Origin of the sequence: Halorubrum sp. 48-1-W (genome assembly GCF_003287355.1) — an archaeon.
Lineage (GTDB): Archaea > Halobacteriota > Halobacteria > Halobacteriales > Haloferacaceae > Halorubrum.
This window is the reverse complement of sequence record NZ_QMIM01000036.1, coordinates 24,793-48,094: the sequence shown is the minus strand read 5'-3', so window position 1 is coordinate 48,094 and position 23,302 is coordinate 24,793. Positions and strand designations below refer to the sequence as shown.

The 23,302-nt window shown below is 67.2% G+C and carries 21 protein-coding genes; 16 read left to right on the top strand and 5 right to left on the bottom strand.

The features are described from left to right. Positions 1–417 precede the first annotated feature (417 nt). Positions 418–1,731: a KaiC domain-containing protein gene (locus DQW50_RS15160; RefSeq protein WP_112080102.1), complete on the bottom strand. Its 1,314-nt coding sequence runs from the start codon at positions 1,729–1,731 to the stop codon at positions 418–420. 117 nt (positions 1,732–1,848) lie between these two features. Between DQW50_RS15160 and DQW50_RS15155 the strand changes: the two genes are divergently transcribed. Next, positions 1,849–2,670 carry an NAD(+)/NADH kinase gene (locus tag DQW50_RS15155; RefSeq protein WP_112080101.1) on the top strand — a complete coding sequence of 274 codons (822 nt, stop codon included), beginning with the start codon at positions 1,849–1,851 and terminating at the stop codon, positions 2,668–2,670. Positions 2,671–2,732: 62 nt separating this feature from the next. On the opposite strand, the gene DQW50_RS15150 is transcribed toward DQW50_RS15155, so the two are convergent. Continuing rightward, entirely contained in the window at positions 2,733–3,218 is a 486-nt protein-coding gene (locus tag DQW50_RS15150) for a hypothetical protein (protein ID WP_241964452.1), read from the bottom strand. A gap of 85 nt (positions 3,219–3,303) precedes the next feature. On the opposite strand from DQW50_RS15150, the gene DQW50_RS15145 reads away from it, so the two are divergent. The 5 genes from DQW50_RS15145 (at position 3,304) to yciH (ending at position 9,826) form a co-directional block, all read left to right on the top strand. Further along, positions 3,304–4,632 (top strand): dihydroorotase, encoded by a 1,329-nt coding sequence (locus DQW50_RS15145; protein WP_112080099.1) that lies wholly within the window; start codon positions 3,304–3,306, stop codon positions 4,630–4,632. A gap of 163 nt (positions 4,633–4,795) precedes the next feature. Next, on the top strand, positions 4,796–5,845 hold the full coding sequence (locus DQW50_RS15140; RefSeq protein WP_112080098.1) for a MoxR family ATPase: 1,050 nt from the start codon (positions 4,796–4,798) through the stop codon (positions 5,843–5,845). Positions 5,846–5,849: 4 nt separating this feature from the next. Next, positions 5,850–7,097: a DUF58 domain-containing protein gene (locus tag DQW50_RS15135; RefSeq protein WP_112080097.1), complete on the top strand. Its 1,248-nt coding sequence runs from the start codon at positions 5,850–5,852 to the stop codon at positions 7,095–7,097. Next, positions 7,094–9,358, top strand: a complete 2,265-nt coding sequence (locus DQW50_RS15130; RefSeq protein WP_112080096.1) for a DUF3488 and DUF4129 domain-containing transglutaminase family protein — start codon at positions 7,094–7,096, stop codon at positions 9,356–9,358. Before DQW50_RS15135 ends, DQW50_RS15130 begins: the two co-directional genes overlap by 4 nt. 174 nt (positions 9,359–9,532) lie before the next feature. After that, entirely contained in the window at positions 9,533–9,826 is a 294-nt protein-coding gene (gene yciH / locus DQW50_RS15125; RefSeq protein ID WP_004046732.1) for a stress response translation initiation inhibitor YciH, read from the top strand. A 95-nt stretch (positions 9,827–9,921) separates the two neighbouring features. Here the strand turns inward: yciH and DQW50_RS15120 are convergent, their stop codons facing one another. Next, positions 9,922–10,755, bottom strand: coding sequence for a geranylgeranylglycerol-phosphate geranylgeranyltransferase (locus DQW50_RS15120; protein ID WP_112080105.1), 834 nt, complete (start codon positions 10,753–10,755; stop codon positions 9,922–9,924). A gap of 210 nt (positions 10,756–10,965) precedes the next feature. On the opposite strand from DQW50_RS15120, the gene DQW50_RS15115 reads away from it, so the two are divergent. From DQW50_RS15115 to DQW50_RS15070, 10 genes are all read left to right on the top strand, one after another. Next, complete coding sequence (locus tag DQW50_RS15115) at positions 10,966–12,012, top strand: cell division FtsA domain-containing protein (protein WP_112080095.1); 1,047 nt, start codon at positions 10,966–10,968, stop codon at positions 12,010–12,012. 670 nt (positions 12,013–12,682) lie between these two features. Continuing rightward, complete coding sequence (locus tag DQW50_RS15110; protein WP_112080094.1) at positions 12,683–12,934, top strand: hypothetical protein; 252 nt, start codon at positions 12,683–12,685, stop codon at positions 12,932–12,934. Next, positions 12,931–13,326 (top strand): nucleic acid-binding protein, encoded by a 396-nt coding sequence (locus DQW50_RS15105; RefSeq protein WP_241964451.1) that lies wholly within the window; start codon positions 12,931–12,933, stop codon positions 13,324–13,326. The genes DQW50_RS15110 and DQW50_RS15105 overlap by 4 nt, the downstream gene beginning before the upstream one ends. A 216-nt stretch (positions 13,327–13,542) precedes the next feature. Beyond that, positions 13,543–14,208, top strand: coding sequence for a thiaminase II (tenA, locus tag DQW50_RS15100; protein ID WP_112080093.1), 666 nt, complete (start codon positions 13,543–13,545; stop codon positions 14,206–14,208). Beyond that, positions 14,205–15,530 carry a divalent metal cation transporter gene (locus tag DQW50_RS15095; protein WP_198664697.1) on the top strand — a complete coding sequence of 442 codons (1,326 nt, stop codon included), beginning with the start codon at positions 14,205–14,207 and terminating at the stop codon, positions 15,528–15,530. Before tenA ends, DQW50_RS15095 begins: the two co-directional genes overlap by 4 nt. Further along, positions 15,527–16,081: a hypothetical protein gene (locus tag DQW50_RS15090; protein WP_112080092.1), complete on the top strand. Its 555-nt coding sequence runs from the start codon at positions 15,527–15,529 to the stop codon at positions 16,079–16,081. Before DQW50_RS15095 ends, DQW50_RS15090 begins: the two co-directional genes overlap by 4 nt. 434 nt (positions 16,082–16,515) lie before the next feature. Beyond that, on the top strand, positions 16,516–17,757 hold the full coding sequence (locus DQW50_RS15085; protein WP_127341349.1) for a hypothetical protein: 1,242 nt from the start codon (positions 16,516–16,518) through the stop codon (positions 17,755–17,757). A 425-nt stretch (positions 17,758–18,182) separates the two neighbouring features. Next, positions 18,183–18,881: a hypothetical protein gene (locus DQW50_RS15080; RefSeq protein WP_112080090.1), complete on the top strand. Its 699-nt coding sequence runs from the start codon at positions 18,183–18,185 to the stop codon at positions 18,879–18,881. Positions 18,882–18,988: 107 nt separating this feature from the next. Next, positions 18,989–19,138, top strand: a complete 150-nt coding sequence (locus DQW50_RS18885; RefSeq protein ID WP_394338595.1) for a hypothetical protein — start codon at positions 18,989–18,991, stop codon at positions 19,136–19,138. A gap of 3 nt (positions 19,139–19,141) precedes the next feature. Beyond that, positions 19,142–21,328 carry a type B DNA-directed DNA polymerase gene (locus DQW50_RS15070; RefSeq protein WP_112080088.1) on the top strand — a complete coding sequence of 729 codons (2,187 nt, stop codon included), beginning with the start codon at positions 19,142–19,144 and terminating at the stop codon, positions 21,326–21,328. Positions 21,329–21,462: 134 nt separating this feature from the next. On the opposite strand, the gene DQW50_RS15065 is transcribed toward DQW50_RS15070, so the two are convergent. Both DQW50_RS15065 and DQW50_RS15060 read right to left on the bottom strand, forming a co-directional pair. Then, positions 21,463–21,759, bottom strand: coding sequence for a DUF3006 family protein (locus tag DQW50_RS15065; RefSeq protein WP_112080087.1), 297 nt, complete (start codon positions 21,757–21,759; stop codon positions 21,463–21,465). Further along, positions 21,756–23,213 carry a lamin tail domain-containing protein gene (locus tag DQW50_RS15060; RefSeq protein ID WP_241964450.1) on the bottom strand — a complete coding sequence of 486 codons (1,458 nt, stop codon included), beginning with the start codon at positions 23,211–23,213 and terminating at the stop codon, positions 21,756–21,758. The genes DQW50_RS15065 and DQW50_RS15060 overlap by 4 nt, the downstream gene beginning before the upstream one ends. Between the last annotated feature and the right edge of the window lie 89 nt (positions 23,214–23,302).

Sequence of the window (23,302 nt, the reverse complement as noted above, 5' to 3'; positions counted from 1 at the left end):
CGGCCGGTGGCCGCGAGGAGCCCGCGCGAGGGAGTCGGTGGTCCGACGCGAAGCGGAGGACCACCGACGAGGCTGGGGAGGCGTGAGGTGCGGGGCTGTGCGGGGCGGGTGGGACTCAAAGGGGCAGTCGCGAGGCGGGCGCAGGTGACGTAAGCAGCGTGGCGCAGAGCGCCACGGGCAGCCGGCGCAAAGCGCCGGCGACATCGCAGGGAGCGAACAGAGTGAGCGACTGAGGAGCACAACGAGCCTGCGCCCGCCTCGCGGCTGGGGCTTTGGAGGTGTTCACCTCGCCAGCAACGATCCTCCTCTGTTCACACCAATATCAATCGAAACAACCGTACTACTAGCAGTCAAATTCTACCGATCCTTCCAGCGGAGAACGCAATCGAAGAACAGGGGTTCGACGGAACCTCCGCTTCAGAAGATGTTCGCCTGCCGGTAGACGGACATCCCCTCGTTCGTGATCTCGTAGGGCTTCGTCTCCCGGGAGTGGTTCGCGTTGCGGATCTTCTGGATCTCGACTGCGAGGCGCGTCTCCTGGAAATCCGACCCGCGAACGTACTGGAGGACGAACACGCCGTCGGTCAGGTACTCGACGAGGCCGTACCGCGAGGCGTACGGCGTCTCGTCGCTCGCCTCGGAGGTGAGGAGCGTCGTCACGCCCGCCTCCTTCAGCAGGCGGGTGAACCCGAACACCTCCGAGCGCCGCTTGGCGGGGTGGTCGTACATCATCTCGAGAAGCGAGACGGAGTCGAGCACGAGCCTGTCAGCGCCGAAGTCCGCGATGAGCCGCGTGAGGTCGTTGCGGATCGACGCCAGCGAGTTCGCCATCTCGATGGGGTCGAGCGAGACGACCGCGAGCCGCCCCTCCTCGGCGTGCTCCTGGAACGACCAGCCCTTCTCATCGGCGGTGGCGAGGATCGACTCCCGGCTCTGCTCGAGCGTGATGTACACGCCCCGTTCGTCGGACGCCAGCGCCTCGTTGAGGAACTGTAACGAGAACGTCGTCTTCCCGGTTCCCGGCCCGCCGATGACCGCCAGGAGCGACTGGCTCGGCACGCCCCCGAGGATCATCTCGTCGAGCCCCTCGATCCCGATGTCCGTCCGATCGATGTCGGAGTCGAACTCCTCGGCTGTGTCCTCGTCGAATCCGGTCGGCCCGTCCGTCGTCTCGCCACCGCCGCCGAACGGGTCGCCCTCGCCGAAGGATCCACCGCCGAACGGGTCGCCCTCGCCGAAGGAACCGCCGCCCCCGCCGCCGCCGCCACCGAACGGGTCGCCCTCGCTGAAGGAATCGCCGCCCCCGCCGCCGCCACCGAACGGATCGCCCTGACCGAAGGAGCCGCCACCACCGCCGAGCGGGTCGTCGTTCCCGTCCCCATCGTCGTCGTCGGTTTCGCCCTCGCGGCCGGTCTCGTCGACCGCCTCGTCCCGACGTCGATAGCCACCGAACGGGTCGGCGTCTCCGTCGGATCCGGTCCCTTCATCCGGTTCGTCCGGGCTCACCTCGGGTTCGGGACCGTCGTCGGTCCATTCGCCGTCAGTCCGGTCGTCGCCGCCGCTCCCGTCGCCGTCGACGTACCCCTCGTCATCGCCGTCGCTGTCGGCGACGCGCTCTCTATCGGCGTCGTCTCCGTCCGTTTCGTCGTCTCCGTCCGTTTCGCCGTCTCCGTCCGATCCCTCCTCCAGTTCCCGCAGCGCGCGCTCGAACCAGTCGTCGTCATCGCTCATGGTTCGGGGCGTCCCTCGGGGATCGCCATGTACCGGGCAACGAGGGCCGCCGGCTTGAAGCTTTCCGGCTGTGGCGAGGTCCACACGCTTTTAGCCCGGCCGGCGAAATCCGCCGGCATGGAAGTCGGCATCGTGGCTCGGAAGGGGAACCCGGAGGCTGCGTCGGTCGCAGTGGGAATACGCGACGCCGTACGGGACCGCGGGGCAGCCGTCTGGATCGACGAGGAGACCGCGGGCGACCTGGACGTCGAGGGACGGCCGGTCGACGCGCTCGTCGACTGCGATCTGGCGGTCGCGGTCGGCGGCGACGGGACGTTCCTGTTCGTCGCGCGCAACGCGGGCGACACGCCGATCCTCGGGGTCAACCTCGGCGAAGTCGGGTTCCTCAACGCCGTCCCGCCCGAGATCGCGGAGGAGGCGGTTCTCACGGCGATCGACGGGTTCCGGGAGGGTGCGATGGCCGTCCGGGAGGTCCCCCGGCTCGCCGCCCGGACGGACGACTGGGAGTCCGTCCCCGCCGCCAACGAGGTGGTCGTTCAGGGCGACCGCCGCGGACCCGGCGGCGGCGTCGACTACGAGCTTCGCGTGGACGGCTCGCCGTACGCGAGCGGTCACGCCGACGGCGTCCTCGTGGCGACGCCGACCGGCTCCACCGCCTACAACCTCTCCGAACGGGGGCCGCTCGTTCACCCCGACGTCCCCGGCCTGATCGTCAACGAGATGGCCCCCGAGGAGGGTATGCCTCCGCTCGTGGTCGACGTCGACGCGACGGTCTCCGTGTCGGTGTCGGACCCCGACGGCGCCGTGGTCGTCACCGACGGTCGAAACGCCTGCGACCACCCCGGTCCGGTCGAGGTGACCGTCGAACGGACCTCGCCGCCGATGCGGATCGCAGGCCCGGAGTCCGACTTCTTCGAGGCGCTGAAGAAGCTCTCCTGACCGGTCCGGCAGGAGACGCACAACGTTCGGACGACGGAGCGACCGATCATCCGAGCCTCCCGTCAGTACCCGCCGGGGAGCGCGAGCACGACGGCGAGCGCGAGGAGCGGGACCGTGGCGACGACCGCGTACCACAGTCCGGCGGCGACGAGCAACGCCCACGTGGAGACGCCGTAGCCGGTCGGGTCCCAGTCGACGCCCAGCCGAGGCAGTCCGACCGCGGCGACGACCGGCCCACCGAGCGCGACGACCCCGCTGGCGACGAGCGCGGTCGTGAAGAAGCCGTTACTCCAGCCCGGCCCGGCGCTGTCGACGAGCGCGACCGTGAGCAGGACGCCGGCGAGGTACGGGACCGAGAGCGCGAGCGCGACGCCGACGTACGAGGGGCCGACCCGTCCGCGGGGCGGTAGCGCGCGTATCAGTGCCCGGAATCGCGCCACAGCCAGGAACGGGGTCCAGAGGACCGCGGCGACGAGTCCGGGGACCGCGAACAGCACGAGCGTCCAGAGCCAGCCGACGGCACTGCCGACGAGGGAGGGGAGGGCCATGGGCGAACTGCTACCGCTCGAAACAAACGTTTTGTGGCCGGCCGGGACCACTACGATTTAACCGGCGCGCCACGAGCGCGTAGGCATGCTCATCACGGGTGCGGAACTGGCCGACGGGCGGGTCCGGGACGTTCGGACTCGGGACGGGAGGATCGTCGCGGTCGAGGAAGGGCTCGACCCGACCGCCGGCGAGCGCGTCGTCGACGGTCGCGGGAGACACCTGCTTCCCGGCGCGATCGACGTCCACGTCCACTTTCGGGAACCGGGCGGGAGTCACAAGGAGACGTGGGAGACCGGCTCGAAGAGTGCGGCCGCGGGTGGCGTGACGACCGTGGTCGACCAGCCGAACACCTCGCCGCCGACCGTCGACGGCGACGCCTTCGACAGGAAGGCCGACCTCGCTGTCACCTCCCACGTCGACTACGGGATCAACGGCGGCGTCACCCCCGAGTGGGAGCCGGAGGCGCTGTTCGACCGGCCCCTGTTCGCGCTCGGCGAGGTGTTCCTCGCGGACTCCACCGGCGAGATGGGGATCGACGCCGACCTGTTCGCCGAGGCGGTCGAGACGGCTGTAACCCACGACGTGCCGGTGACGGTTCACGCCGAGGACGCGACCCTGTTCGACGAGTCGGCGCTCTCGGGCGATCTCGGGGGGGCCGGCACCACTGCGAACGCGGACGCCTGGTCGGCGTACCGCACCGCCGAGGCGGAGGCGGCGGCGGTCGAGCGCGCCCTGGCGGTCGCCGACGACGCTGGCGGACGGATCCACGTCGCCCACACCTCGACGCCGGAGGGGGTCGACGCGGTCGCCGAGTCAGCCGTTGCGGGCGCGGCCGCCACCTGCGAGGTCACCCCCCACCACCTCTTCCTGTCGCGGGAGAACGCCGGTCGGCTCGGGACGTTCGGCCGGATGAACCCGCCGCTCCGCTCGGAGGAGCGACGGGCCGGCGTGTTCGAGCGCCTCCGCGACGGCGACGTCGACGTCGTCGCCACGGACCACGCACCCCACACGGTCGACGAGAAGCGTACCGGGCTCGCGGACGCGCCGAGCGGGGTTCCGGGCGTCGAGACGATGTATCCCCTGCTCCTCGAGTCGGTCCGGACCGGCGAGCTGTCGCTCGAGCGCGTCCGCGACGTGGTCGCCGCCAACCCGGCGTCGATATTCGGGCTCGACCGGAAGGGCCGGATCGCGGCGGATGCCGACGCCGACTTCGTCCTTGTCGACCTCACGAGCCCGCGGGAGATCGAGGCGGGCGCGCTCCACTCGAAGTGCGGGTGGACGCCTTTCGAGGGCTCCCGCGGCGTGTTCCCCGAGCTGACCGTTGTTCGCGGCGAGCCGGTGTACGAACGCGATCCCGTCACCGGCGCGGAGGAGTTCGGCGACCCGACCGGCCGGAACGTCCGGGAGCGGTAGCACCGGAAACGGACCGGGCGAGGACGGGGAACACCGGTGGCGGAACGCATATCCCGTTGCTGTCCCTACCCTCGTGTACGAGATATATCATGTGTCGTGTTCACACAGATCATTGCGGTCGGGAAAGGGGAGTCGTCGTGACCGTGGGCGATTCTGGAGGGCGATGAACGACTCGCCCGACGCGACCGGCGTCGATGACACCTCTGGCGTCGACGACACCTCTGGCGTCGACGACACGTCCGGAGCCGACGACCCGATCGCTCCGAACGCGAACCTGTCGGATCGCCCCGCGCTGGACGTCGACGCTGCGGCCGAGTTGGTGGATCGGCTCGTCGAGAACGTCGAGTCGGTGATCGTCGGGAAACGCGACGCGGTCGAGCACGTCCTCGTCACGGTGCTCGCGCGCGGACACCTGCTCGTCGAGGACGTCCCCGGCGTCGGCAAGACCACCCTCGCGAAGGCGGTCGCTCGCTCCGTCGACGCCTCGTTCAAACGGGTTCAGTTCACGCCGGACCTCCTCCCGTCGGACGTCACCGGCGTGAACGTCTTCAACCAGCGGACCGACGAGTTCGACTTCCGGCCCGGGCCGGTGTTCGCGAACGTCGTGCTCGGCGACGAGATCAACCGCGCCCCGCCGAAGACGCAGTCGGCCCTGCTCGAGGCGATGGAGGAACGACAGGTGACGACGGACGGGGTCACCCGCGCCCTCCCGGACCCGTTCTGCGTGATCGCGACCCAGAACGACGTGGAGCCGGGTCGAACCTACGAACTGCCGGTCGCGGAGGTCGACCGCTTCACGAAGAAGATCCGGCTCGGCTACCCGGACGTCGACGCCGAGGCGACGATCCTCGACCGGACCGTCGGCGAACACCCGATCGAGTCGGTCGAGCCGGTGGCGACGCTCGAGGACGTCCGGCGGGCCCGCGCGACCGTCGCGGACGTCGTGGTCCGTGAACCCGTCAGGACGTACGTCGCCCGGTTGGCCGAATACACGCGCCGAAACACGGCGCTCGGCGTCAGCCCCCGCGGGAGCCTCGCGCTGTTGCGGACCGCACAGGTCAGGGCCGTCCTCGACGGCCGCGGCTACGTGATCCCCGACGACGTCCAAGCCGAGGCCCAGACGGTGCTCGCCCACCGGATCCGGACGGACGCCGGCGCAGCGGGTGGAGCCGACGTCATAGCGGAGGCGCTCGACAACGTCCCGGTGGAGTGAGCGCATGTTCGACGCCTCGCTCACCCGTCGCGGCCGGGTCGTCCTCGGGGTCTGTCTCGTCGGCGCGGTCATGACCGTCGCAGTCGGGGGGCGGTCGCTCAACGCCGTCGTGCTCCCGGGTGTCGTCGCGCTCGCTGCCGGCTACCTCCAGGTCTCCCGACTGGAGCCGCCGAACGCCCGCCGCTCCGGGATCACGGGTGGACACGTCGGCGAGGCGCGTGCGGTCCGGATCGACTTCCACGGCGACGCTCCCGGGTCCCCGGTCGAGCGGCGGTTCGTCGCGGACGTCCGCGACCGCCTGGACTACGGCTTGGAGGCGGAGTACGACGCGCGCGGGGGAACCCGGACCGCCGTCGGCGACGAGGCGGCGACGTATCGGCTCCGGTACGTCGAACGGGGCGAGCGACGGCTCGGGCCCGTCGAGGTGACGGCGACCGACGTGCTCGGGCTCTTTCGCCGTCGGCTGACCGTCGACGTACGCGATCGGGTCGTCGCGTACCCACGGTTGTACGCGATCCCCGCGTGGTTCCGACGCGGGTTGTACGCCGACGAGGCTCTCGGGGCCAGCCGCCAGCGCGAAGAGTTCGACCGGCTCCGGGAGTACGCCCGCGGCGACTCGCTCCGTGACGTCCACTGGCCGGCGACGGCGAAACACGACGAGCTCGTGGTCAAGGAGTTCGCGGCCGAGACCGACCGCCGACGGGTGTCGGTAGCCGGCGGAACGCGCTACTCGGCCGACGACGACGCGGCCGACGTCCTCGCGAGCGCGGTCGCCAGCCTCGGGTGCTCGCTGCTCGACGACGGGATCCCGGTCGACGTTCGCCTCCCGGCCGGCGAGGTCGCCGCCGAACCGGGACCGCGCGGGCGACGTGCGCTCCTCGAACTCGCCGCCCGCACCGGTCCCGGGCCGATCGAGGACCCGGACGACGCCGACGTCTCGGTCGTCGCGGAGCGGAACGACGCGCGGATCGACGCCGAGGGTCGAACCGTCAGGCTCTCCGAACTCGAAACGGTGACGACGGGACGATCCGGGATTCCGGCCGCGGACGCCGGCGTCGACCGGGATCGGCCGGTCGCGACGGGCGTCGGTGCCGCCACCGATGGCGGCTCGGTGACCGTCACCGACGGCGGCTCGGAGGCCGTCACCGACGGCGGCTCGGGAGCCGTGACAGAGGGCGATGGAGGGGCAACGGACGTGACGGGGCGGAAGGAGCCGGAAACGGCGACCGGGCACGGGGTGAATCGCCGGTGACGGGCTCTTCGGCCGTCGGCCGGTCGGACGATAGCCGAGATTCGAGTCTGTTGGGCGTCGTTCCCTCCGGATTCACCGAACCGGCAGTGATCGGCGTGGCGGTCACGACCCTCGCGTACCTGCGGGCGTTCACGGCGATCACCGACATCGTCGGCGGAACCGCCCGTCTGGTCGTCGTGGTGGCCGTCGCCGCCGTCTGCGGGGCGGCGCTCGCACGGGTCGTTCCACCACGGACGGCGGTCCGGTTGGCGGTCGCGCTCTTCCTCGCCGGGCTCTTCGCGTACTACCTCACGATCCCGGGGAGCCGGGTCGCGCTCGGGTCGGTCGGGGCGATCGTCATCGACGTGGTCTCGCTTCTGACCGGGCTCTCCGTGCTCCGGCTCGTGTCGGTCGACGTGTGGGTGCTCGTGGTCGTGCCCGTCCCGACGTTCCTCGTGGCGTACCTCGCTGGACGGGGTCGACACGTCTCCGCCGTCACGGTCGCCGGCGGGACCCTCGGGTTCTTCGTGCTCACCGGGGACGCGGGCGACGCGGTGACGCTGGCCGGCGTGATCGGTGCCGCGGTGGCGGTCGGGCTCTCGACCGTGTCGGTCCCCGGCGGGATCCGGAGCCACGGCGGGACCCTCGCCGCCGTTCTCGCCGTCATGGTGCTCGCGAGCGCGACCGTGACCGTGTTGCCGGCGGGCGCGGCCCAGCCGTGGGGGGTCGACCGCGGCGCACCCGGGATCGAGTCCGCCGTCGTCGGCGGCGACGAGATCGAGATCGTGGGGACGACCCGACTCTCCCCGGAGGTGCGGTTCACGATGGAAAGCCCCGTCGAGCGCAACTGGCACGCCGGCGCCTACGACACCTACACCGGCGACGGATGGGTCAGATCCGGCGAGGAACGCCCGCTCGACGGCCCGCTCTCGGGACCGCCGGGGGACACGAGGGCGGTCGAATCGACGCTCACGGCCGAGACCGAGATGGAGACGCTCCCCGCGCCCTGGCAGGCCGTCGACGTCGGCGGCGTCGTCGGGGACGCGGCACAGGTCGACGAGCGCGGGACGATCCAGCCGAGTTCGTCGGTCCGTCCCGGCGATCAGGTCGTCGTCGAGAGCCGAGTCGTCGACGCCTCGCCCTCGGAGCTCCGGAACGCGAGCACCGACTACGACCCGGCGGTCGAGGAGCGGTACACCCAGCTTCCCGAGAGTACACCCGACCGGGTGGGAGAACGCACCGCGGAGATCCTCGCGGAGGAGGACGCCGAGAACCCCTACGACCAGGCGGCCACGATCGAGTCGTACCTGATCGAGGAGTACGACTACTCGCTGACGATAGACCGACCCGACGGCGACATCGCCGACGCGTTCCTCTTCGAGATGACGGCCGGCTACTGTACGTACTTCGCGACGACGATGGTCGCGATGTTGCGCTCGCAGGGCGTTCCGGCACAGCTCGCGACCGGCTACACCAGCGGCCAGCAGGTCGCGGACGACGAGTACGTCGTCCGGGGGCAGAACGCACACGCGTGGGTGATGGTGTACTTCCCCGAGCACGGTTGGGTCGAGTTCGACCCGACCCCGAGCGCCGAGCGCGACATGGCCCGCGACATCCGGCTGGCCGAGGCCCGTTCGGACGGCGTCGAGGGCGTCGACACCGAGCAGTCCGAGTTCGACATCTCACCGGGCGTCGAGGAGGAGCCGACCACGACCCCGGAGCTCGACGGCGACACCAACGGGAGCGAGTCCGACTCGAACGGGTCGGACGTGGACTTGAACGGCTCGAACTCGACCGCGAACGAATCGGTTCCCGAGGAACTCAGACCGGACACACCGGCGACGACGACCGCGTCGGACGGGGGCGGACCCTCGCTCCCATCGTGGGAGGTCCTCGGTTACTGGCTGTTCGTGGTGATCGTCGCGACCGCGGGCGCGCGTCACGTCGGCGTGACCGACCGGGCGTACCACGCGGCACGGCTCCGGGTGCCGGGTCGCTCGCGGACGCCACGCGCCGACGCGGAGCGCGCGTTCGCGGACCTCGAGCGGATCCTCTCCCGGCGGTACCGGGCGCGTCGCGCGGGCGAGACACCGCGGGCGTACCTCGACGGGCTCAGGGCGCACGGGGTCGACGACCGGGTCCACGCGGTCGGTGACGTCTACGAACGGGCGGCCTACGCCGGGGACGTGACCAGCGAGGAAGCGGACGCAGTGAGGCGGACGGTGCGGCGGATCGCTCTGGAGTCGACGCCCCTCGTCGGCGGGCTGTTCGAGCGGACGTGATCCGGTCGCTCGGATCGACGCGGGCCGGTCGCTCGGATCGACGCGGGCCGGTCGCTCGGATCGACGCGGGCCGGTCGCTCGGACGCCCTTCCCGCAGGAAGCGTCCGCGGTCCGGCCGGATCGGGGCGGGTGCCGACACTATTTAATACGGGCATCCTGTACTCTCGAACTGTAATGTCGGAAGTCTGCTCGACGTGCGGGCTGCCCCAGGAACTCTGCGTCTGCGAGGACGTCGCGAAGGAGTCCCAGCAGATCAGCATCCGCATCGACGAGCGCAGGTACGGTAAGGAGGTAACGGTCATCGAAGGGTTCGACCCGAAGGACGTGGACATGAGTTCGCTGTCCTCGGATTTGAAATCGAAGTTCGCCTGCGGCGGCACCGTCGAGGACGGCGCTATCGAGCTACAGGGCAACCACTCGGGTCGCGTGGAGGACTTCCTCCGCGATAAGGGATTCAACGTCGCGTGACCGTCACCTGACCGCCCGCCGTCGAGCCCACCTCGTCGTTTTTCGAGATCCGTGAGCCGCCGGCCCGTTCGTCGTCTCCTCCCGCGCCCGACCGCCTACACCACCAGCACGCCCCGCCCGACGACGAACGCGGCCGTTGCGAGGAACGTCCCGTACTTGAAGTGACCCTGCGCAGTGGCCGGGTCGGCGAAGGCCTCGTAGGCGGCGTACAGCATGACCGCGTCCGCGACCGCGACGAGGACGAGGTAGGCCGCCCCGAACGTCCCCAGCAGGTACGGGAGCGGGCTGACGCCGACCGCGACCGCGAGGGTCGCGACCCCGACCCACAGCGACCGACGCGCGCCGATCGCGACGGGGAGCGTCCGGAGTCCCTCCTCGCGGTCGCCCGCGAGGTCCTCGACGTCCTTTATCACCTCGCGGGTGAACGTCGAGAGCGCCGCCAGCGCGCCCAACACGAGCGGGGCCTCGAGGCTCCCGACGGCCGCCCCCCCGAAGAGGAACGTCGAGCCGACGAGGTAGGAGACGAGCGCGTTCCCGAGCCCGGGCGTCCCCTTGAACACCGTCGTGTAGGTGACGAGCGCGACGAGGTTGACCGCGGCGATGGCGAGCGCGACGAGCGGGAGGAGGACGGCGAACCCGATCGCGAGGCCGAAGAGCGCCGCCGAGAAGCCGAGCGCGCCGCGGGGGGAGACCGCCCCGCGCGGGATCGGGCGGTCGGGGCGGTTGATCGCGTCGATGTCGCGGTCGAAGTAGTCGTTTATCGCGTTGCCGGCGGCGACCGCGAGCGCGGTGGTCACGACCGCCACCACTGCCGGGACGGCGGAACCCCCAACCCCGGCGACGAACGCGCCCGTGGCCGTCAACACCCCGGCAGCGACGCAGTTCGCCGGCCGCGTCAGCTCCAGTCCCCCGCGTAACGTGTCGTGCAACTCGTTTCCGTCCACCGGCGCGCGAGACATAAACGGCGCGGGATCGGGCGGGGTGTCGCGGTGGGATCGGGCGGGGTGTCGACGTGGGATCGGGCGGGGTGTCGACGTGGGATCGGGCGGATCATCGGTGACACGGGAGCCACCTCGAAGGGTTCGACCCGTTTCCGTGTCTCACCAACGTTTATGACGTGAGCCATGGATAGCCCGATCATGGCTAAAGGCCTGGACGTCGGTACGATGAACATCCTCTCGGGTCGACAGGAAGGCTCCGAGACGGTGTTCGTACAGCAACGCAACTCGTTCGTCGAGATCGAGTACAGCGACATGGCCGAGCAGATGCTCTCCCGAAGCGAGGTCCTCCACATCCGCAAGGACGACAAGGTGTACGTCGTCGGGGACGACGCGCTCAACTTCGCGAACATCTTCAACAAGGAGACGCGCCGGCCGATGCAACACGGGATCTTATCGAGCGACGAGTCCTCGGCGATCCCGATGATCAAGCTCATCACCGAGCAGGTGGTCGGCGAGCCCTCCCGTCCGAACGAGCGGCTGTTCTACTCCAGTCCGGCGGACCCGATCGACTCGCCGCTCACGACGCTGTACCACGAGAAGACGCTCGAATCGATGCTCGGCGACATGGGGTACGACCCCGAGCCGATCAACGAGGGGATGTCCGTCATCTACTCCGAGCTCGCGGACAACAACTTCACCGGGCTCGGGATCAGCTTCGGCGCGGGGATGACGAACGTCTGCCTGGCGTACTACGCCGTGCCCGTGATGAAGTTCTCCATCGCCCGCGGGGGCGACTGGGTCGACGAGCAGACCGCCCAGGCGACGGGGACGCCGGTCGACAAGGTCACGAGCATCAAGGAGGACGACTTCGAGCTCGACTTCCGGACCGACGTCGGCGGCGTCGAGGGCGCGCTCGCGATTTACTACGAGAACCTGCTGGATTACGTGATCGAGAACATCACCCGCGAGGTCGACGAGGAGGACGTCGAGGAGGGCCTCGACGTGCCCGTCGTCGTCACCGGCGGTACTTCGAGCCCGAACGGCTTCGAGGACCTCTTCGCCGACCACCTCGCGGACGCGAACATCCCGTTCTCGATAAGCGACGTCCGCTCGCCCGCCGAGCCGATGTACAGCGTCGCGAGCGGCGCGCTGGTCGCCGCCCGCTCCGAGGAGGGCGCGGACGAGGACGCCGGGTCGGCCGAGCCGACGGAGGCCGCCGAACCGGCCCCCGAGTCCGAGGAGTGATCGGACGCGTCGCCCCCTCGAGTCGGAGCAGTGGACGGTCGAACCGGGCGGAGCGGTCCCCTCGATCCCGATCTCCAGTTTTATTGATGCCCGCGACTCGCCGGCATCTCCGGAGCGACGCGACGACCGTCCGGTCCTGCCGGCAACGATCCGTACTAACACGAACAATTATGAAGGATAGCGGAGTAGGGTCGAGCGTGGCATCCGTAGTACACGACTGATCCGCGATCGGAGCCCGGATCGCCGGGCACGGTTCCTTTCGAGGACGAGGATCACGAGGCGGACGGCACAGACCGGGAACTACCGACGGCGGCCGAGGCGGTCGCGCGTTCGGCAGTGACGTTCGACCCGACCGACACCCGGCGGATCCCGAACGGGACCGACGAGTGGAACGGGTACGCGGGGTCGCTCCACGTCGAGGAGTGACCGCGACCGGCGGCTTTTATCCGAACCGAGACGTAGCACCGCGTGGCCGATGACGATCCACCGCTCCGAGCCGGACTCGGCACCCGGCGACGACGAGCCCTATGAGTGCCGAGGCCGCTATTTTTGACGGTAGAGGGCGACTCTGAGGGAATCTGGTTATGGCCACGGTAGACATAGGTCCCGGTCAGGTCCTCACCGATTAGGCGGACACGGATTTAAGAACGTTGCCGAGTAATCATCCGATATGGCCGCCGAAATCTCTGATCGGGTTCGAGAACTCGCTGAAGCCCGCGGCCTTCCGGAGTCCGAAGTATTCGAACAGGCACTCGAACGCGGTCTCGAAGACCTGTGGGAGGATCTCGTTCTCGCTCGGTACCTCGACGGCGAACTCGCCCGCGAGAAAGCAATCGAACGTGTTGGTCGGACGAAAGTCGAGCGAGCGGAGCGAGAGCGTGAGGTCGTCGAGGAAGACGTGGACTGGGGTTTGAACGCGTGACGCTTGCGGCCGTCTCGGACGCAGGACCGCTCATTCACCTCGCCGAAATCGATTCGATCGAACTGCTCGCGGCGTTTGACACATTCCTCGTTCCAGAGATAGTTTACCAGGAGGTCGAAGTCGGTGGTGTTCCCGACGGATTGGCCGACCTCTCGTACGAACTCGTCGAAGCCGATGAAAGCCAAGTCGGAGCCGAAGAACTGGACGCCGGAGAACGCGCCGCGATTGCGGTCGCTGAAGAACGGGGCATCGTTCTCCTAACCGACGACCTCGCCGCCCGGGAGGCAGCTTCCGACGCGGGCGTCGAAGTACACGGCTCTATCGGCGTAATTGCGCTCGGTTACGATGCCCCGCTCGATCAGGCAGTCGAGACGCTCGGAGAATATTTTTGATCGCTATGAATACACTCCGAGGTGTGCGTGTCGAGGTCATCCTTTCCCGTGAATCGATCGGTCTCGCGACAGCCCCACGTGACCCGCGTCGCCCACTCTGACACGTCTGAGTTCCCGCCTCGCTCCGGTTCGCGCGCCCCGGTCCGTGACGGATCCTCCACGATATAAGCTCGTTGTATCACCAAGTTATATATCGCCCGAACACAGCGTTCGGACATGGGCTTCACCGAGGACCTCGAGGAGGTTGCCGAACCCGTCTGGCGGGCCATCCTCGATCACCCGATGGTCGTCGAACTCGGCGAGGGAACGCTGGACGAGGCGCCGTTTCGCTACTGGGTCGAACAGGACTACTACTACCTGCGGGAGTACGCGCGGGTGTTCGCACACGGCGCGGCGAAGGCGCCCGACCTCGGGCGGATGGGGACCTTCGCGGAGTTGCTCGATTCGACGATCAACACGGAGATGGACCTCCACCGGGCGTACGCCGCCGATTTCGGCATTTCCGAGACGGACCTCGAAGCGACGGAGCCGTCGCCGACGACGCGAGCGTACACCGACTTCCTCGTGCGCGTCGCCGCGACGGGCACGTTCGGCGACCTCGTCGCCGCACTGCTCCCCTGTATGTGGGGGTTCAACGAGACGGGCAACCGACTCGCTGCCGAGGGCCTGCCGTCCGACGACCGTTACGCGGAGTGGATCGAGACGTACTCGGGCGAGGAGTTCACGGAACTCACCGACTGGTGTCTGGACCTGATGGACGACGTGGCGGCGGACGCGACTCCCGAACGACGGGAGCGCTACCGGGAGCTGTTCCACACGTCCGCTCGCTACGAGTATCGGTTCTGGGACGCCGCCTGGCGACGGGAGGGGTGGGCGGTGTGAGCGACGACCGGACCACCGTCTCGACGGTAACCGGAGGCACGGTCAGCGAGTATCTCGCCGGGACGGGCCCGTCGTGGGTGGCGGGCGCGATCGCTGCCGGGCCGGCGACGATGGCCAGCCTGATCGCCGGCGGCGCGAGTTTCGAGTACACCCTCCTCTGGGTGGTCGTCCTGTCGGCGGCCGCGGGCGCGCTCGCGCAGTACCTCGCGATGCGGCTCGGCCTCCTCACCGAACGCGGCATCGTGAGCGTCGTCGAAGAGCACCTCGGCGAGCCGTGGGCCTGGGTCCTCGTCGCCGACGTGGTCATCGCCGCGGGCGTCGCACAGCTCGTGATCATGAACACCGTCGCGTCGGTCTCGGCGTCGCTGACCGGGGTGGACGCCCGGGCCTGGGGGCTGGTCTGGGCCGTCGTTCTCGCCGCCGGTCTCGCCGGGCGTGGCTACCGGTTCCTCGAACTCCTCGCGAAGGCGCTCGTGTCGGCCGTCGTCCTCGCGTTCGTCGCCTCCCTGTTCGTCGTTCCCGTCGACTACGGGGCGGCCGCGAGCGGCCTCGTCCCCTCGTTGCCGCCGGGCGGCGCGTTGCTCGCGGCGGGGATCCTCGGCGGCGCGGTCCACATCACGCTCATCACGATGCACTCCTACACGATGCGGGCCAGAGGGTGGACCGCCCGGGAGTACGGGCTCGCCACCGTCGACGTCGGCGTCTCGATGCTTTTCGCGTTCGGGGTCTACAGCGTCGCGATCTTCCTCGTGGCGGCGAGCGTCCTCTCCGATCCGCAACTGACGACCATCGGAGCTGCGGAGGCACTAGGGCCGCTCGTCGGCGAGAATGCGAGGTTGCTGTTCCTGGTGGGTCTCGGCGGAGCCGCCGTCTCCACCCTCGGCGGGAACACCATCGTGCCGCCGTTCCTCGTCGCCGACAAGTTCGGCTGGGGGACGACCGTGGCGGACGCGCGATACCGCGTCCTGCTCGCCGCGTTCGCGCTCGTCTCCGGTCTCGGCGCGTTCATCGGCGGCGAGGTCATCGGACAGCTCGTGCTCGTCCTCGCGTTGGGGACCGTTGGGACGCCGTTCGCCGTCGCGGTCGTGCTCTTCCTGCTCAACAGCGGCGCCGTTTCCGAGCCGGCCTCCACGCCCGCGAACGCCGGCGGGCTCGCCCTGTTGGCCGTCTCCGGGACGCTCGCGACGAACTTCCTCCGCGAGCAGGCCGGGGGCGGCATCGACGCCCTCACCGGCGCCGTTCTCGCGTTCGCGATCGTGCTCGGCGTCGCGACGTTCGTCCTGTTCGTCAAGTACGTCCGGGAGGAGGTCTCGTTCGCGTGACCGATCCGCGGATCACTCCGGTCGGCTCCACGCTGATCGTCGGGCCGTCAGGGGCCGGCAAGACGAGGGCGACCGCACGGGCGCTCGAAGACTGGCTCGACGAGCGCGGCCCGCGCGACACGGTGGTCTTCGAGTTCGGTCCCGAACTGGAGCGGGACGGTCGCGTCGTCGGCGGTCGGCTCGACCGATTTATGTCGATACCCGACGACGTCTGGGTCGGCCGCGTCGACGCCAACGCCCCACGTTCTCAGGGAGAGACGCCGGCCGACGTTCTCGCCCTCGCCCGCGAAAACGCCGAGCGGGCGAACCGGCGGTTCGACGCCGCGCCGCCGGACCCCACAGCCGTCTTCGTCAACGACGCCACGATCGCCTTCCAGCACGAATCGGGAGCGCTCGAGGGCTTCCTCGCGTACTGTGACGGTGCGGACCGCGTCGTGGTCAACGCCTACGAGGGGGACGAGTTCGGGAGCGACAACGCCGTGTCCCGACGCGAGCGGGCGGTCCTTCGGCGTCTCCGGGCCTGGGCCGATCGAACGATCGAACTCGAGTGATAGCTGCCGCTTCGACGGTGAGAACACGGGAGAGGTGGGCCGGAACGAACCTTGAACCACGGCCGCGAATCGAAGAATTGCTCCCTGACTCAAATTCCCCCGGCGGCCGTTTCACATTGATTGCGAGGGCAGAAGCCCACGACTTTAGTCGTGGGTAACTGACACTGCGGTAGAACTGTTGAATCACCCGAGTCTGATCGAAACGGTGTGCGAGATACAGAGGATGGATACAGCAGTTTGGCAGTTGTCCGTGTAGTGTACGTTCCCTGATTGAAGCAATACTGGCGAGCACATAGCTCTGTGTTAGCACATGTTGGATAACACATAGGTTTATATTATCTGCGGTAGAGTATAACATGAAGAGCGCGTACCTCGCAGTAGGAATAGATTTCTCACGCGTTGGAACCTGACGCTCTCAAAGTCGAGTGACTACCATGACAAACGAAGAGTTCAAACAAGCGCGGAGCATAAACCGGCGAACCGTACTGAAGAGCGCGGGGGTGGCCTCTGGTACAGCGCTTGTCGGAGTCTCGTTCAGTGGCGTGGCCGCAGCCAAGGGAGGCGGGAAACCCTGCCACAAGGCCTTCGAGTGTACTGAAGGTGATGCCTACGTCAAATTCGAGTTCGTTACTGAGACGGATGAGGATGGGAACATCACCGACTGCTATTTCCAGGAGGAGACGGACACTGGACTCGTCGAAATCACGGACTGGGACAGCAAAGATGGAGAGGAGTGCGAACCAGTCTCCGTCGAATGGGAGGCGGACGGATACGTCGCGACGACGGTGATGGCCTTCGGCGGTGGCGACTGTGACACTGTGGATGACCCGGGCACCGTCTATATGTCGGGCCTCGAGAACAACGGGGGGAACACGGCTGCTATCAGCAACCTCCAGTTCTGCCTCGAAGAGACGCCGTTCCCGGACTGTCCGATGTACGGAACGTCACGGGTTGGAGGCGAAGAGGGCAAAGTCGACATCTGGAGTATCCGATACGACGCTGATGAAGGCGAGCTCGTCGAAGCCGTCGTCGGGGACATTCCGGACAACAGTTCCGATGCGAACTACCCGAATGGACTCGCGTTCGATCCGGCCACCGAGGTCTGGTACTTCGCCGAAAAAGGTGGCCTCCTCAAGACGATGAACGAGGACGGCTGTCTCGGGATCAAGGTGTACAACGGTATCTCCGGCGGAGGCGACATCGCAGGTGCGACGGTCTACGACGGTGCATACTACTTCACTCCGCAAGGCGGCGACGCCCTGTTCAAAGTCGAATTGAATAGCGACGGAAGTGTCGTGGAAGACAGCGGGAGTGTGACGGCGGAGAACGTTCGTACGCTACCAATCACCGGCAACACGTTCGGTGACATCGCTGCTGATGACAACGGAGTGCTGTACTTCAGTGTGAACGGAGCGTTCTTCAAAGTCGATCTGGCCGATTCGGCCAACGACGAAGTCATCGTCTCCGGCGAGAGTGACCGTGACAGCTACGCGGTTCTCAGCCAGCTCGCATTCGACGATACCGAGACCCTCTGGGCACACGACGCGGGTGACGGCGAGTGGCGGACCGTCGACCCAGCGACCGGTGAGGTGAGCGACGTGGTCGCGACGACCAAGCAGTACACCGACCTCGCGACGTGTGGGACGTTCGAACTGAACGAGAACTGTGAAGAATAAGCGTAATCTTAGATAGATTTTTTTTTTGCGACGGAGCCGGATGGGAGGTTCAAGCGTCGCCCGCGAACCAGTTGGCTAGCCACCGTTGTCGATTTCTACCCCATGCCGAATCGATAATTTCGCGATGTCTGGAACCGCCAGAGTAGATGGATCGTTCCGCTCGGAACATGAGTTCCGGATTTTGATGTAATTGCTTGAGTGGATCTTGTTTCTTCGTATCGTTCTGACCTTGGTTTTCACCACTACCGTTTGGTGTATCGCTCAGTACTATCGTTTCCAAGTTGCGGAATGGTAACTCGTAGGAACATGATTTAGATTATACTACATTCCTCCGATAGCGACTGGATTCCACAGTGGATACCACTTCCACTTTCACCGTCCGTCCATGGCTCACCCCTTTTACACGTCTGCCCATCCACGCTACCATGTACACTCGTTCCCGACGACCCACCGCCGATCTCCCGGAACTCGCGCCGGGCGTCACGCTCGTCGACGTCGACGACGAACTCGGAGTCACACCCGTACAGGCGCTCCTTCTCGATCGGGTTCTCGGTAGCGACGGGCCGGCGTTCTGGGTCGACGGCGCGAACAGAGCGAACACGACCCACCTCCGCGAGCTCGCACCGGCCGATCGCGTGCTCGATCGGATCGAGGTGGCTCGCGGGTTCACGTCCCACCAGCACACCTCGCTCCTCGATCGGCTGGCCGGCCGGCTGGCCGTCCGAGAGTCGCCGTCGGTCGTCGTCGCGACCGGTCTCGACGGAACGTACCGCGCCGGCGACGTCGACGGGGAACTCGCGAAGCGGATGTTCATCCGCGCGATCGCATCGGTCGCCCGTGTCGCTCGAGTCCACGGCGTACCGGTCATCGTGACGCGGTGTCGCGAGGACGAGTTCTCGAAGCCGCTCCGCCGGTCCGCGAGGACGCACCTCCAGTGCCGGAAGACGCCCTTCGGACCTCGCTTCGAGGACGCCTCGGGCGACACGGAGACGCTCGTCTACCACACCGAGGACGGTTGGATGCAGACGACGCTCGCGTACTGGCGTGAGGTCCTCGAACACCGCGCCCGGATGCACGAGGCGTCGACGGTCGAACGCACAACGGCTACGCCGGGGATGCGGTAATGGGTCGGACGAACCCGACGTATCGAGACCAGTTAGGAGCGATCGAAGACGAGTGGAGCGCCTTCAGACGAACACTACGCCGTAGGGATCGATCCCGATTCGACCACTTGTTCGTCTACGCTCGCGATCACGCCGACGCGGCCGGCAATCTCAACCACTCGGACCCGTTGGCACCCGTGTGGATGGCGATCGCCCTCGAACAGGAGCGCCGGATCGCCGAACTGGAGTCTCAGGTCGAATCGCTCGCCGACGCGTAGTCCGTGACGCTCACTGTGGATCATCTCGGCGACGGTCGCGTCGCCCGATGGACGCTCACCCCGGACGGCGTCGCTCGCGAGGTTCACGAGGACTATCGGCCGACGCTGTTCGTGGGTGATACAGCGGGCGACCTCTACGGACGAGCGGGCGGGCCTGATCCGACGCCACCGCCACGGAACGGGCTCTCGGACACACTGAGCGAGCTCCGATCCGTTCTCGATGGCCAGAACGCGGTCACTGGACTCGACGTCGAGGCACATCGGCAGACGTTCCGGACGGACGCACGCCCGCTGCTCCGCGTCGACGCTACGTCGATCGAGGCAGTCAGGACGATCGCGGGGCGAGTCCGGCAGTTCGGACAGCCGGACACCTACACCTGTTACAACGTCGATTTCACGCGACAACTGCGGTTCTGCCTCGAAACGGACACGCCGGCCGGCCCCGACCGATCGGTGCGTGACCTACGAACGCTGTACCTCGACTTCCCGAGCCACGTGTCGGGCGTCGAGTCGTTGCCGCAGCTCTCCGTCGACGGCGACCGGGTCGGGTCATCACCGCACGAGGTCGTTTCCGGCGTTCGATCGGCTCTCGACGAACGCGATCCCGACCTCCTAGTCCTATCGACCGCGGACCTGGTCCCGTTGCTGTTCGAGACAGCCGACGCGTACGGTGTCGAGTTCGAGTTCGGCCGGCGACCGGGCTACACCAAGCTCGCCGGCGAGTCGACGTACACCTCCTACGGCACCGTGGGACACTCTCCTGCCCGGTACACGGTTCCCGGACGCACCATCGTCGATGAGTCCAACTCGTTCTTCTATCACGAGTCCGGGCTGGAGGGCTGTCTCGACCTCGTCGAGCGCTCCGGACTCCCGCTACAAGAACTCGGATGGGCCTCCATCGGACGGGTCTTGACGGCGATGCAGATCCGCGAGGCTCGGCGTCGTGACGTACTCGTTCCGTGGCGAGCGTGGCGTCCGGAACTGTTCAAACCGGCCTCGACGCTCGATGATGCTGATCGGGGGGGGACGACGTTCGCCCCCGATGTCGGCGTCCACGAGGACGTCCACGAACTCGACTTCGCATCCCTGTATCCCAACATCATCCGGACTCGCAACGTTTCCCCCGAGACCGTCCGATGCGGGTGTTGTGACAGCGAGGACGTGCCGGGGGTGGGCTACTCCATCTGCGATCGAGACGGCTACCTGCCGGAGGTCCTCGGTCCGCTAATCGATGCCCGGAGTGAGATCAAAGAGCGGATTCCCGATGCTGACGACGAGGAGCGCGAGCGGCTGGAAGCAGCCTCCACAGCGATCAAGTGGATCCTCGTGTCCTGCTTCGGGTATCAGGGCTTCTCGAACGCTAAATTCGGCCGTATCGAGTGTCACGAAGCGATCAACGCCTACGCTCGCGAGATCCTCCTCGACGCGAAGACCGCACTGGAGGAGGCCGGCTGGCGCGTCGTACACGGCATCGTCGACTCCGTTTGGGTGACTCCCGCCGACGATCGCGACCAACGCCCGCTAGAAGTGGTTACAGCCGAGATCAGCGAGGAAGCGGGTATCGAGCTGGAGTACGAATGCGCGTTCGATTGGGTGGCGTTCTGCCCGATGCGAAACTCCGAGTCGGGAGCGCTGACCCGGTACTTCGGAAAGCGCCGTGGTGAGACGTATCCCGAGGCAGGACTCGGCGACGCGATCAAGACACGCGGTATCGAAGGGCGACAGCGCTCAACGCCGGCGTGGGTCGAAGACGTCCAGAGCGAGGCGCTTCGCGTGTTCGATGAGACGCGGTTGCCCGAGGCGGTATGTGACGTGCTGCGGCGGCGTCTCCGTGAGTTACGAGAGGGGAGGGTGGATCCCAGCGCGCTTGTCGTCGACAACCGGGTCTCGAAGGACGTGGATGATTACTCGATGGAGACGCTCACCGTCGCCGCATTGAAACGAGCGCAGATCGAGGGGGCGAGACTGGCTCCAGGCCAGATCGTGCGGTACGTGGTCGTTGATGCGGACGCACGAGGCGCGTCGCGAGTCCGATTAGCGTTTGAGGACCTAGGGCGGTACGACACTGCGTGGTACGAGGACGCCGCTGTGCGCGCCGTCGAGAGCGTACTGGCACCGGTCGGCTGGCGTGAGAGTGAGATCCGGCAGTACCTCAGTGGGACGAACGACGAGACGTTAGCGAGTTTTTGAGAACGAGACTCTAATTTGGGTAGCCTTCTCTGAACCCGATCACAACTGGTCCCGCGGTGCCCGCTCAGTCGCGAACCAGTGCGCGCGCCGATCAGGTCGGTCTCGATCTGCTCGCGCTTGTACTTCGCGTCGGCCTACGCCTCCTCGTCGGACGGCGGTCGCTTCGAGAGCCGGTCGAATCGGTCCTGTGCCGCCTCCGCTCGGCTCGCCGTCCGCTCGGGTTCGTACACAGCGGACTCGATGTGCCCCTCGCGGAGCGTCACGGAGAGGATGGCGTCGGCGTGCCGTGCGTCCGAGGGGAGCCGTGACGCCTCCAGAACCGCGTTCCCGACCTCCTCGCCGTCCCGTTCGAAGAACACGGTCGCGAGCCCGTCCTCGGCGTTGTCGACGACCGCGGTGTACTCGCCGTCCGGAAGTTCGATATCGTTCATTCGTAGCTCGCCTCGAGGATACGTTCCCCCTCTCCGTTCGAGACTATCACTGTGTCGCCGTCGTTGTTCCATATCGGCGACCCCGACTCCCAGTACAGCTCGGTCTCGGTGTCCGTGCCGCTTCCGGTCCGAAGCGTCACCGTCTCGCCGGCATCGAGCGTGAACCCCTCCGGGAACTCGTAGCTCTGATCCGCCTCGTCTTTCACGGTCCACCCGGACAGGTCGATCGGCTCGTCGCCAGTGTTCTCGAAAACGACGTACTCGTCGTTGAGGTTCTCGCGGTCGTCGCCCTCGGCGTCCGCGTTGATCGTGGCGACCTCCAGCGCCGCACCGGCCTCTGTCGACGTCGTCTCGTTCTCCTCGTCCGTGTCGCTCGTCTCGTTGCCGTCGTCCTCGGTCTCGTCGCTGTCACTCTCGGAATCGCCCGTAACCGGCTCGCCCCCGAGCCGAGCGCGTTCGACGACGTCGTCGCTCGTTCCCGGCTCGATCGGGTCGCCATCGCGGATCGAGAGCGGGTCGGTGGGTGCGTCACGTTGCGTCCGTACGGAGACGCCGCTCCCGTCGGTCACGAACACGACGTCGCCGTGCGTCGCGGTCCAGTACGTCGGGATGGACCGATTCGACAGCCGCTGGAGGACCTCCTCGTGCGGGTGTCCGTACTGCGAGTCGTACGCACTCGAAACGACGACCGCCCGCGGCCCTACCGCGTCGATGAACGGCCCGCTCGTCGAGCTCGACGAACCGTGATGGCCGGCCTTCAGCACGGTCGACCGTAGCTCCGTGCCGTACGTGTCGATCAGGTACGCTTCTTGATCGTCCTCGGCGTCGCCGGAGAGCAGGAAACTCGTCTCTCCGTGTGTGAGCTTGAGCACGATGCTGTTCTCGTTGCGCGCTTCGTTCTCGAGGTACGGCTCGGGTGGTCCGAACACGTCGACGTCGACGTCACCGAACGAGATCGCGTCGCCCTCGCGCGTCTCGTACAACGTCACGTCGTGTTCTTCGACGGCGTCGAGGTACTCGTCGTAGGTCTGTGTGGTCGCGGCGATACCCGGATCGTAGATCGCGCCGATCCCCTCCGCTTCCGTCTCGTAGTAGTCGATGACCTCCGCGTTTCCGCCGATGTGATCCGCGTCGTTGTGCGAGGCGACGAGGTGATCGATTCGAGTGATATCGTGCCGCTGGAGGTACTGTAACATGTGCTCGCCGTCGTCGTTGTAGTGACCCGTATCGACGAGCATCGTCTCTCCCTCCGGACCGACGATGAGCGTACTGACCGATTGACCGACGTTGATGTAGTGGACTTCGAGGGTGCCGTTCGCCGTTTCGACCGTCGATCCGTCGCCCGCGTCCGGTTCTGTCGATGTCTGTTCCCCTGGTACTGCTCCCACACAGCCCGCGAGGAGGACGATCCCCACCGTCAGGAGGACCTGTAGCTTGCCTCCCGGTAATTTCATATTCCATTAATATTCTACACGGACAAAGAGGTGTGGATCTGTTAACGCATCACATTGATCTAGTTCACGATCGCTTCTTCGATGGGGGT